Annotated in this window: 9 protein-coding genes, 1 tRNA gene and 1 pseudogene; 10 read left to right on the top strand and 1 reads right to left on the bottom strand. The window is 48.4% G+C overall.

All coding sequences use genetic code 11. From position 1 onward, the window contains the following. Nucleotides 1-90: 90 nt before the first annotated feature. The 7 genes from ACO5JD_RS02420 to ACO5JD_RS02390 all read left to right on the top strand — a co-directional run bounded on the left by ACO5JD_RS02420 (nucleotide 91) and on the right by ACO5JD_RS02390 (nucleotide 7382). Nucleotides 91-570, top strand: coding sequence for a hypothetical protein (locus tag ACO5JD_RS02420; RefSeq protein WP_484987296.1), 480 nt, complete (start codon nucleotides 91-93; stop codon nucleotides 568-570). Nucleotides 571-606: 36 nt separating this feature from the next. Continuing rightward, entirely contained in the window at nucleotides 607-828 is a 222-nt protein-coding gene (locus ACO5JD_RS02415; RefSeq protein ID WP_484987294.1) for a hypothetical protein, read from the top strand. A gap of 129 nt (nucleotides 829-957) precedes the next feature. Further along, nucleotides 958-1042: transfer RNA gene (locus ACO5JD_RS02410), tRNA-Leu, on the top strand. A gap of 65 nt (nucleotides 1043-1107) precedes the next feature. Beyond that, nucleotides 1108-2451, top strand: coding sequence for a trigger factor (tig, locus tag ACO5JD_RS02405; RefSeq protein WP_021625437.1), 1344 nt, complete (start codon nucleotides 1108-1110; stop codon nucleotides 2449-2451). 138 nt (nucleotides 2452-2589) lie between these two features. Continuing rightward, nucleotides 2590-3198, top strand: a complete 609-nt coding sequence (locus ACO5JD_RS02400; RefSeq protein ID WP_035438083.1) for an ATP-dependent Clp protease proteolytic subunit — start codon at nucleotides 2590-2592, stop codon at nucleotides 3196-3198. 20 nt (nucleotides 3199-3218) lie between these two features. Then, on the top strand, nucleotides 3219-4595 hold the full coding sequence (gene clpX, locus ACO5JD_RS02395; RefSeq protein ID WP_084170281.1) for an ATP-dependent Clp protease ATP-binding subunit ClpX: 1377 nt from the start codon (nucleotides 3219-3221) through the stop codon (nucleotides 4593-4595). 75 nt (nucleotides 4596-4670) lie between these two features. Further along, nucleotides 4671-7382 carry a valine--tRNA ligase gene (locus ACO5JD_RS02390; RefSeq protein WP_021625434.1) on the top strand — a complete coding sequence of 904 codons (2712 nt, stop codon included), beginning with the start codon at nucleotides 4671-4673 and terminating at the stop codon, nucleotides 7380-7382. A gap of 58 nt (nucleotides 7383-7440) precedes the next feature. Here the strand turns inward: ACO5JD_RS02390 and ACO5JD_RS02385 are convergent, their stop codons facing one another. After that, nucleotides 7441-8352: an aldose 1-epimerase family protein gene (locus ACO5JD_RS02385; RefSeq protein WP_021625433.1), complete on the bottom strand. Its 912-nt coding sequence runs from the start codon at nucleotides 8350-8352 to the stop codon at nucleotides 7441-7443. Nucleotides 8353-8489: 137 nt separating this feature from the next. On the opposite strand from ACO5JD_RS02385, the gene ACO5JD_RS02380 reads away from it, so the two are divergent. From ACO5JD_RS02380 to ACO5JD_RS02370, 3 genes and pseudogenes are all read left to right on the top strand, one after another. Then, entirely contained in the window at nucleotides 8490-9698 is a 1209-nt protein-coding gene (locus tag ACO5JD_RS02380; RefSeq protein ID WP_035438079.1) for a MalY/PatB family protein, read from the top strand. A gap of 111 nt (nucleotides 9699-9809) precedes the next feature. Further along, nucleotides 9810-10115, top strand: a pseudogene (locus tag ACO5JD_RS02375) (peptide chain release factor-like protein); the annotation flags it as partial. A 2-nt stretch (nucleotides 10116-10117) separates the two neighbouring features. Continuing rightward, the gene (locus ACO5JD_RS02370) at nucleotides 10118-11830 is read left to right on the top strand and encodes a gluzincin family metallopeptidase (protein ID WP_484987292.1); all 1713 of its coding nucleotides are present in this window, start codon (nucleotides 10118-10120) and stop codon (nucleotides 11828-11830) included. The last annotated feature ends 1 nt before the right edge of the window (nucleotide 11831 follow it).

Here is an 11831-nt window from a genome sequence, read left to right as displayed (position 1 = left end):
GGTCTTATGCCCGGCAGGCGCTGTTTTTCGTCTAGGATAGACCTAGGTATAACGTATTGTTTGTAAACTAAACGCTGATAGTAGGCACCCATGAGCTTTTTTACGACTGACTCCATGAATCTAGCAAAAATGTCGGCGGATAATAGAAAAAAGCAAATCCGCAAACGTACGATTCGGCGCAGCCTGCTGGTCGGTGCCAATATCGTGGCACTGTCCGTTGCATTGGGTTCCGCTTCAGGAGTGGTGTCTCCGTCTCCTATAGAACCTTTAGATACGCCTACGAGCAATACTTCAACTTCGTATGTTAGGCATACTCTTCAACATGAGCATCTTTTTGAAAAACCCGAGGTAGAGTTGCCTGCCGTTCCTACCCCCACTATGCAACCTTCAACCAAAGGTCAACGTGCGGCTTACAATCAAATGGTTGGTTACATTGCTCATAGTCCATATTCGCGCGATAGTCTTCTTAATATGCTTAAGCCAAATGATCAGTTTTCGGAGGCTGATGCTGTATGGGCTATAGACCATAGCGGTATTGACTGGAATGCGGAAGCTTTGGCATATGCATAGCAGTTGATAGGAAGTGCTGCCAGCTCACAGTCGGGTTTGCAAAAAGAATTAGCGTATTTAGGTTTTACTGACGAGCAGGCCACCTATGCTGTAGAAAATATCAAAATTGATTGGAACGAGCAGGCACTACGTTGTGCTTGGAGCTACTACGATTATGACATCATCAAAGATAAAAAAGACATGGAGCGTCAGCTCATCTTTGATGGATTTACACGCAAACAAGCAGAAGCGGCTGCGACAGAAGTATTTGGCAAGTAAAGCTTTACATAGGTAATCCGCTTACATTTCTTCCGTCAACGGTAGTCATGTAGTTGCTACGTGGTCAGTTTGAGTTTTCCTACCCAGCGGAGGGTAGTTTTGCTAATATCTTCTCCTGTGTGTTTATATGCGGGCGTGGCGGAATTGGCAGACGCGCTGGATTTAGGTTCCAGTGGGGCAACCCGTGAAGGTTCAAGTCCTTTCGCCCGCACCATTCACACTAGAGGTAAAGCCAGATTAACGTTTGCATATGATTTGGCATGAGACACTGGAGGAACGTTGAAGATTTCCGTCACTTCTGAGAGGACCGACGACGGCAAGGTCGCGGCCAAGGTTACTGTCCCTGCTGCTGAGGTCGATGCTACGGTCAAGAAGACCTATCGTGACATTGCTCAGCGCTATAACTTCCAGGGCTTCCGTCGTGGTCGTGCACCACGTCCTGTTATTGACGGCATTTTGGGTAGGGATGCAGTTCTCGCACAGGCTACTGACGAGCTGCTCCAGGAGGTTCAACCTCAGATGATTGAGGAACTCGACCTTGTTCCCGTTGAGCGTCCCGACTGGGGCGAGTCTGATCCTGTCGTTGAGCACGAGGATTTTGTTATCGACTGCACTGTTGTCGTGCCTCCCGTTGCTGGTCTTAAGAGCTATGATGCCCCCGCTATCAATATGCCTCCCGCAGAGGTAACCGAGGCGGAGATTGACAACCAAATTGAGCAGTTGCTCACTTATCGCACCACCTTTGAACCCAATAAGCGTGCCAAGAAAGTCAAGGACAAGGACATGATTACGGTCACTGCCGTTGACAAGAAGGGCGAGTCTGGTATTGCTGGTGAGGATCGTACCTTAGCCCTTGGCAATCCCAATCTTGCCGATGAGCTCGTCTCTGAAATTGTTGGCATGAAGGTTGGTGAGACCAAGACCATCTCTTGGACTCATAGCCATGGTGACCATACCCATGAGTTTGAGGTTGAGGTTACTGTCAATACCATCCAGAAGGCAGTTACTCCTGAGCTTACCGATGAGTTTGCCAAGACTGGCTTTGGTTTTGATACCGTCGCTGAACTCCGTGACGCCGTTAAGGAAGAAGTTGCAGCAGACAAGAAGGAAGGTCTGCCTGGTCTCAAGGAGGATCGCGTTGTAGCCGCTATTGGCGAGCAGCTCGACCTTGAGGAGGTTCCCGAGGCCTACCAAAATCAGGTGTTCAATGAGCTCGCTCAGGAGTTCTTGGGTCAGCTTTCTCGTCGTGGCATGAATCTTGATATGTATCTCAGTATGCAGGGTATCAAGAGCGATGAGTTCTTGACTGACCTGCACGATCAGGCCGAAGAGCGCGCGCGTCAGTCTCTGGCTCTTGACGCTTTGGCGTGCGAGCTCAAGCTTGAATGCAGCGATGAGGATATCCGTAGTGAGTTTGAGAAGGCCAACGTCAAAGATGTTGATTCCTCCATCAAAGAGTTCCTCTCTGATGGTCGTATGCCTGCTGTGCGTCAGTCCATCCGTCGCACCAAGGCTGTTAACTGGCTTGTTGAGAATGCACAGGTTACCGAGGTTGACGAGGTTGCCGAGGCTCGCGCCAAGGATGAGAGCAACAAGGACGAGGCCAGCGAGGACGCTGAGTAGTTTTTGGTCGCAAGTTTTTGATGGTCAAGTGCCCTGGCAGAAAAACTGCCGGGGCACTTTTATCCATAAATGTCTCAGAGTGTCACGAGTGGGGTACCATCGTTAGGTAAAGCATTTCGTAGGCGAAAGGATGCACTTATGCACAACCCAACAAATATTCCTTTGATTCCCTATGTGGTTGAGCAGACCCCTCGTGGCGAGCGTAGCTACGACATCTATTCAAGGCTACTCAACGACCGCATTGTCTTTCTTGGTGAAGAGATTACACGCGAATCTGCAAATCTTGTTATCGCGCAGCTTTTGCACCTAGAAAGTCAAGACCCCGACAAGGATATCAGCTTGTATATCGACTCTCCTGGTGGCGAGGTCTATGCTGGTCTGGGCATTCTCGATACGATGAATTTTATTAAGCCTGACATTTCGACCATCTGTGTTGGTATGGCAGCCTCGATGGCGTCTGTCCTACTTGCTGCTGGTACCAAGGGTAAGCGTATGGCGCTTCCTAACTCGATGGTGTTAATTCATCAGCCCAGCTCTGGTGCCCAAGGACAGCAGACCGACATTCAGATTGTGGCTGATGAAACCAAGTGGATTCGTGAGCACCTCAATGAATTGCTCGCAAGCTACACTGGCCAGCCAGTCGAAAAAATTAATGCTGACACCGAGCGCGACAATTATTTGCGTGCCCAACAAGCGATGGAGTATGGCCTAGTAGACCGTGTAATTACGTCACGCACCGAGCAGTAAGATTTTGAGTAGGAGGGCACATGCCTTCGTTTGGTAACAACAGAACAGGGATGTTTGACGAGCTGCGTTGCTCGTTTTGTGGCAAGACTCGTACTCAGGTGCGTAAGTTAATTCAAGGGCCTGATGGTGTATTCATCTGTGATGAATGTGTTGCTGCTTGTCAGGATATTATTTCAGGTTCGGATGCCGAAGATGCTCGTGCACGAGCTCAGGAACTAACACATATCAGCAATGATGCAGCTGCTGGCTTTGAGCTTGCGCCTGAGGAAGAATTTGAGCCCAGCAATGAGATGCCCCTCAAGCATCTTCCAACGCCGCATGAGATTTATGACGAACTTTCAAACTATGTCATGGGTCAAGAAGAAGCAAAGCGCGCAATGAGCGTGGCCGTCTACAATCATTATCGCCGCATTGCTGCGGGTGCTGATGAGGTTGCCGAAGATAGTGAAGACGTTGAGATTGCAAAGTCCAACATCTTGCTACTTGGTCCTACGGGTACGGGTAAAACGTTGCTCGCCCAGACGCTGGCACGCTTCCTTGAGGTGCCCTTTGCCATTGCTGATGCAACTACATTGACCGAGGCGGGATATGTGGGTGAGGATGTCGAAAATATCCTGCTCAAGCTCTTAACGGCTGCGGATGGCGATGTTGAACGTGCTCAGATGGGCATCGTTTACATCGATGAGATCGACAAAATTGCTCGCAAAGCTGAGAATCTCTCGATTACGCGCGATGTGTCGGGTGAGGGCGTCCAGCAGGCATTGCTCAAGATTCTTGAGGGAACCGAAGCTGCAGTACCTCCTACAGGTGGTCGCAAGCATCCTCAACAAGAGCTTATTCGCATCGATACCACCAATATTTTGTTCATCTGCGGTGGTGCTTTTGTGGGCTTGGACAAGATTGTTGCCGATCGTATTGGCAAGAAGGGCATCGGCTTTAATGCTGAACTTTCGCGTAAAGTCGAGGAAGACCAAGACGAGCTGATGAGCAATGTCATGCCTCAAGACCTGCATAAATTTGGCATGATCCCTGAGTTCATCGGGCGTATCCCGGTGATTTGCTCAACGCGTGAACTGACAGCAGATGATTTGGTGGAGATTTTAACCAAGCCGCGCAATGCTATTGTCAAGCAGTACAAGCGTATGTTTGACCTTGAAGGCGTGGATCTGAACTTTACTGAGGATTCTTTGCGCGAGATTGCTGACCAGGCTATTGCCCGCGGTACGGGCGCTCGTGGTTTGCGATCCATCTGTGAAGCAACGCTGCAGAACACGATGTTTGATTTACCAAGTGACCTTGATATTACCGAGGTTATTGTGACGCCTGAATCTGTAGGTGGCGCGCAGTCTCCCCAGATTGTGCGTTCTAGTGAAGGCGCCAACCGTTCGAACTTGTAAGTTTTATTCCGCCAAGACGAAGCGCGCTCTAGACATGAGTGCCCACCACGTCGCGGCAGGAGAGGGAGGATTTTCATGGAAGAAATGCCCAAGACCTACGACCCTGCTACCAACGAACCCGAGCAGATTGAGCGATGGGTTCAGGCGGGCTGCTATCAGCGTTCTCGTGGTGTAGGGGACTGCACGGTTACGATCCCACCTCCCAATGTCACAGGTATTTTGCATATGGGTCATGCGATGGATGACAGTATCCAAGATACCTTTGTGCGCTATAACCGTATGCGTGGTCGTTCTACTCGCTGGATTTTGGGCACAGACCATGCAGGTATTGCTACCCAGACCAAGGTCGACAAAAAGCTCAAGGCAGAAGGTGAGTCTCGTCTTGAAATGGGTCGTGAGAAGTTCTTAGATGCTTGCTGGGACTGGACTCATGAGTATGGCGGCACAATTGTCAATCAGATTAAGCGTATGGGTTGCTCCATTGATTTTGATGACGAGCAATTTACGATGAGTCCTGAGTTTTCACGTGCGGTTCGCAAGGTCTTTGTAGACTGGTACCATGACGGCCTCATTTATCGAGGTAAGCGCATTGTTAATTGGTGTCCCCATTGCCGTACCGCTATTTCTGACGACGAGGCCGAATATCACGATGAAAAAGGCCATCTCTGGTATTTGCGTTACCCACTGGTAGAGCCTGTAGGTGATAAGACCTATATCACTGTAGCAACCACGCGTCCCGAGACCATGCTTGGCGATACGGGCGTTGCGGTAAGTCCTCAAGATCCAGAAAAAGCTGACTTTGTGGGCAAAAAGGTTTTGCTTCCCATCGTCAATCGTGAGATTGAAATTTTTTCTGATTGGCATGTACAGCCTGGTTTTGGTACGGGTTTTGTCAAGGTAACCCCTGCTCATGACCCTAATGACTATGCCATGGGTCAGACTCACAATCTCGAACAAATTAATATTTTTGACGAAACTGCGCACGTGGTTGAGGGTTATGGCGCCTACTCGGGCATGGATCGCGATGAAGCTCGAGAGGCTATTGTTGCTTGGTTTGATGCACATGGTCTGCTTGATCATATCGAAGATATTGAGCATTCAGTTATGCACTGCTATCGCTGTGATACTGCGCTGGAGCCGTGGCTGTCCGAGCAGTGGTTTGTTGCTGTTGACAAACTCAAGGAGCGCGCGACTCAGGTTGTAAAGGATGGTGAGGTTACGTTCCATCCCGCGCGCTGGACCCAGACGTATCTCACTTGGATGGAAAACCTCAAGGACTGGTGTATTAGCCGTCAGCTTTGGTGGGGTCATCGTATTCCGGTGTTCTACTGTGAGGATTGCGGTTGGGAAGATGCTCTGCTTGAAGATACTGATGTCTGTCCACATTGTGGAAGTCATCATATCCATCAAGATGAGGATGTACTTGACACATGGTTTTCTAGCCAGCTGTGGACTTTTGCTACGCAAGGTTGGCCCGACCACCCCGAGTGCATGGAAGGTCATCATCCCACAAAGGTGCTCGTGACTGCTCGTGACATTATCGCCTTGTGGGTTGCGCGTATGATCATGAGTTCTTTGTACTTTACCGACGAAGTACCGTTCCACGATGTGTATATTTACGCGACTATCTTGGCTAAAGATGGTAGTCGTATGTCCAAGTCCAAGGGCAATGGTGTTGACCCAATGGATTTGATGGAAAAGTACGGCGCAGATGCCATGCGTCACAATCTGCTTACTCTGATTACCAACAATCAAGATGTTAAGTTTGACGCTGATATCGACAAGAAAACACGCGAACTCATTAAATCAGATCGTACTGATGCGGCACGTTCCTTTGTTACCAAGATTTGGAATGCCAGTCGTTTTGTACAGATGAACCTTGAAGGCTATCAGCCTGGATCTCCTGTTGCCGAGACGCCCGAGGACGCGTGGATGCTTTCTCGTCTTGCCCGTGCGGTTGCTACGGCTACTCGCCAGCTAGAGGCATATGAGTTTGGTGACTATGCTCGCGATTTGCAATCCTTCTTCTGGAATGAGGTTTGCGACTGGTATATCGAGCTTTGCAAAGGTCGCCTGCTGGATGGTACCCCCGAAGAAAAGCTGCAAGTACAGCGTAATTTGATCTATGTGCTTGATGCTAGTTTGCGTCTACTGCACCCCGTAATGCCCTTTGTAACCGAAAAGATTTGGGATGCGTTGCCTGCAAGCGAACTTGATCGTGATGAAAATGGCAGTTATGTCAGTCACGATGGTCGTTTCCTTATGATGGCCGCTTGGCCTGAGGAAGCAGACTTTGCCTCCTATGTAAATGAGCGCGCGGAGCATGACTTTGAGTTGGCAAAGGCGCTGGTGGGTGCTGTGCGTTCCACACGTGCGCGCTATCGCCTGTCACCACGTACTGAGCTTGATGTGGCGGTACGTACTATGGGCAATGATGCCGAGGTTATCGAGGCTCAGCGCAGCTTTATCTGTAGTGTGGGCCACATTGACCAGATGGTAGTTGGTGCGCGCATCGACAAACCTCAGGGCGCTATTTCTGTAGCTTTAGGTGATATGGAAGTATTTGTGGCACTTGGTGGCCTCATTGATTTTGAAGCAGAAAAGAAGCGTCTGAGCAAGCAGCTTGAGGCAGCTCGTAAGGAGCTTGCCGGTACCGAGCGTACGCTTGCCAACGAGAGTTTTGTTGCTAAGGCAGCCGCAGCTGTTATTGAGAAGAAGCGCGCGCGTGCTGATGAGTTGAGTGCAACTATCTCGCAACTTGAAAATCAGATTGCTGACTTTAGCTAAGTAGAAAAATAGCGCGGCAACAAGCAAATTTTTGCAAGTTGCCGCGCTATAGCTATGTTTAAAGCAAAGTTATGGTAAAAGCTCGCTCAACGGTTTCGCCAGGCTGTGCTGTGAGGCTGCCTTGCTTGTGTTCAAGTATGTCATCTTCGTCGGTACGCGTTGCAGTACCTGTCCATGGCTCGATAGCGACAAACGGTGCATCGCCTGACTCGCAGCCAGGAGACCAGATACCCAGATAGGGAAATCCTTCAAAATCCAGATGCAGCACTGGCTTATCAGCGCCATCCACCAAGGTTACGCGAGAATCTGGTGTGCCCTCCAACTCGATGGTGTCATAGCAAAAAAGCTGACGGTCTAAAGGAAGTTTATCTGCCTTATCAACAATAGGCGTCTTGATTTGATAGTCCCAAAGGCCCTCAGCATTTACACCAGGCGAAACATAAGACCAGGGCTGCGTGAAACGCAATGCATAGTCTTCCCAAGCACCCGTATGTTGCGGTGCAGGAACATTAAAGGCGGGATGCCCACCGACTGAAAAAGGGAGTGGATCGGTGCCTGTATTAGTGACAGAGAAGCTCTGGCGCAGAGTATCCACAGCTCCACCAACTGCACTTGCTTCGAGACTATAGCTCATGTGTAGTACAAAGGAGTAGGGAAAAGCAGCCGTGGTATCTGCATCAGAGCAAAGCTCTAGTGTTACTGTATCTGCGCTTTGCTCGGCCACAGTGAAGTCCTTGAGACGTGCAATACCGTGGCGACCCATATGGCATGTACCCGCCGCAGTCTGAGCTTTATCGTTGCGAATACTGCCTACGATGGGAAAGAGTACCGGAGCGTGACGGCCCCACCAGCGTTCGTCGGCTTGCCACAAAAATTCATCGTCTCCTCGTTGTAGGCTCGAAAGCTCAGCTCCGTGTAGTTTTATTTGCGCGGAAAGATTGCCCGAAGCAATCGCAACAACTTTGGACATGCGAATCCCTTCTTTGTGTGAGTGACAGGATTTTCTTATTGCTCCAACACACGCTTTGTAGTCATTCTAGAATGAGCACGAAGAAAGCGACACTATACAATTCAAAGATTTACATCTGCAGAGAGGGAATCGGACAGATGACGACATATGATTTCACCACGGTTTATGAGCGCCGTGGTCACGACGCAACCGCTTATGATGCTGCAGGAAAAGAAGTCTGGGGCTTTGAGCCAGCTGCTCCCAAGCAAGGCTTTGACTTTATCCCCATGTGGGTAGCCGATATGAATTTTGCAACTTGTCCAGCGGTAACGGATGCTATTGCAAAACGTTTAGCACATCCGCTTTTTGGATACTTCCAGCCTAGCGATGCCTATTACCAGGCAATTTGTGACTGGCGTCGTTCTGGACATCCCGATATCACGCCTGAACTTATTGGTTATGAGAATGGTGTGCATGGTTTTATTACTTCAGCAATCCAAACGCTTACCCAACCAGGGGACAAAATTTTGCTGCATAGCCCTGTCTATGTGGGTTTTCGCTCTGATGTAGAAGGTACGGGTCGTCATAGTGTCTATAGTTCGCTTTATCGCGATAAGCAGGGCATCTGGCGTATGGATTATGAAGATATGGCTCGTAAGATTGCAGAAAATAACATTAGGGTTGCAATTTTCTGCTCACCTCATAATCCTTGCGGTCGCGTTTGGGAGCATGAAGAACTCAAGGCTGCAATGGCTGTTTTTGAGGCCGCGAACGTAACAGTTATCAGCGATGAAATTTGGGCTGACTTGGTGTTTGCGGGTCATACGCATATACCTACACAAATGGTATCTCCTTGGGCGCGCGAACATGTTGTTGCGGCATATGCGCCAAGCAAAACTTTTAATCTCGCGGGCCTTATTGGTAGCTATCATGTGATTTATAACGAAAAGTTGCGACATCAGATTAGTGAATTTGGCGAGAAAACCCACTATAACGAGATGAACGTACTTTCTATGCATGCCCTTATCGGCGGCTATTCTCCGCAAGGTCATGAGTGGAAAAATCAGCTTATGGATGTCATCGAAGACAACGCGAGTCTTTTTGTTGACTATATCGCAACACACTTCGATGGAGTGAGCTGTGCGATGCCTCAGGGTACCTACATGCTTTTCTTGGACTGTACGCAGTATTGCGAGCTACATGCTTGCACAATTGATGATGTACTGCAGGCGGGGTGGGATGTAGGAGTAGGTTGGCAGGATGGTCGTCACTTTGGTGGACCTTGTCATATCCGTATAAACCTTGCATCACCCCGTTCACTTATTGAAGAAGCACTTTTGCGAATAAAAAATTATGTCTTCGTGTAATCTGTCCTTTTAAGCCTCGCATGAGGCCATATGGGAGGATGAATGAAGGCACTGCTAAGTTATCGGGAATACGCACGGTATGTTCGCCAAGATGCGGAGCATATTGCTGCTGACTGTCGTATCGAGTGTTTTCATGCGAGCGGTCCTGGTGGGCAGGGGGTTAATACCTCGGACACAGCGGTACGTATGTGTCATCTGCCAACAGGTATTGCTGTAACAAGTCGGGATTCGCGTAGTCAGTTTCAAAATCGAGCACACTGTATTGAAAAAATCAGAGCTGAGTTAAGACGTCGTTCGATTCCGCCCAAGCAACGTCATGCAACGCGTCCCACTAAAGCTTCTATACAGCGTCGCCTTGACAGTAAAAAGAGACGGTCACGTGTCAAAACTATGCGTCGACGCGTTGAGGAGGATTAACTATGTTTCAGGCATCTCGTACACAGTCTCGTCTGTTATGTATATTGCACAAACATAAAGCACCAAGCTTTGTGCGACGTTTCGCTTTTGCGGGTTTAGTTGCTCTGCTTACGCTCGGCTTGGGAACAAGTTGCAGTGTTTTGGGCGTGAGTCATGATGGTTCGGCGACTCAGTCAAGCCAGCTTTCGGCAACGCGTCCTATGGTGGTTCCACACTACAAAAAATTTGATACAGCTAGCTTTCAAAAGGATTGTGACAAACTTACTAAGCTTGCAAAAGATGGAGATGAGGCTGCAGTTATCCAGCAGTACGATTTGCTGTATAGCAAGCTAGCAAAACTCGATGACAATACCAATGCCGCCTATCTTGCGTATTGCTCAAATATAAATGATGAAAATATCTCTGAACAATTTACCGAGGCTCAACTGGATTCGGATAGTTGTCATAATGCAGCAAATGTTGCATTTGCTGCTGCCTGTACAGGTCCTACTGCAGATGCTTTCAAAAAGCATGTAGGCCAGGTGGCCTTTGATTATTACGCACAGTCTGAAGAACCCAGCCAACGCGAGCTTGAACTTGACGAGCAGGAAGCCAAACTTAAGGAAGACTATTTCTCGGCAATCAATGAAGCCGATCTAGACGAATTGACACCCACCGAGCTTAATGAGAAGGTTGGGCCTATCTTTGTTAAGCTGGTTAAAATCCGCACTGAGCTGGCAAAACTTAATGGTTATGATAACTATGCCGACCTTGCGGATGATATGTATTTGCGTGATTACGAACCCGAAGATCTTGAAAAGCTTTATGCGGCTGTCAAAAAGATCGGACCACGCTTCTTTGAACTTTATTATGAAAGTGATGCTTCTTTTGCTTTTACCGAAGAGGCGCCCGAACAGGATCTTGCAACTACGCTTAATAAACTCCAGTCGGCTGGCAGCAAGATTGATCCGATTGTGAGCGATTCGGTTGAACTGCTTAAAAAACATCATCTTTTTAATATCGGTAGCGATGACAATCGCATGGATGGTGCCTTTGCAACGGTTTTTGTTGAAAATCAGGTACCGTTTATCTATATGAAGGCGAATGGTGTGACCGATCTACAAACACTTTCACATGAGATTGGTCATTTTACTGATTACCGCCTTAATGCATCGCCCAATAATCTGGTATATGGTGGCGGCAATCTTGATATCTCTGAGATTCAAGCGAATGGTCTTCAATCTCTTTATACCAATTTTTATGATGAAATATATGGTGTTGAACTTGGCAAAAAGGCAGCAAGTGCCAACCTTATGGATCAATTAACCAATGTGATTGATGGCTGTATCTATGACGAATTTCAGCGTGAGGTTTATGCGCATCCTGATATGACTTTGGATGAAATTAACAAGACCTATGCGCGCATTGCGAGTGAATATGGCGATGAAACCGATGATGAAAGTGCTTATTGGTGGCAGTATGTTAGCCATACCTTTGATTCGCCGCTTTACTATGTGAGTTATGCAACCAGTGGCATTGCAGCACTGCAACTTTGGGATAACAGCCAGACTGACTTTAAGGGTGCTTGCAAGACTTGGCGCAAAATTATCGATGCGGGTTGCTATAACTATGGCTATCGTGAACTCATGGCAAAAGTCAAACTCGTTGATCTCACGGACACTAATAAAGTGAGCAAGACATGCAACGATGTGTTGAGCTATATCGAGAGGCTTTAGT

The organism is Olegusella sp. (assembly GCF_057238325.1).
This window is presented reverse-complemented; position numbering and strand designations above follow the sequence as displayed.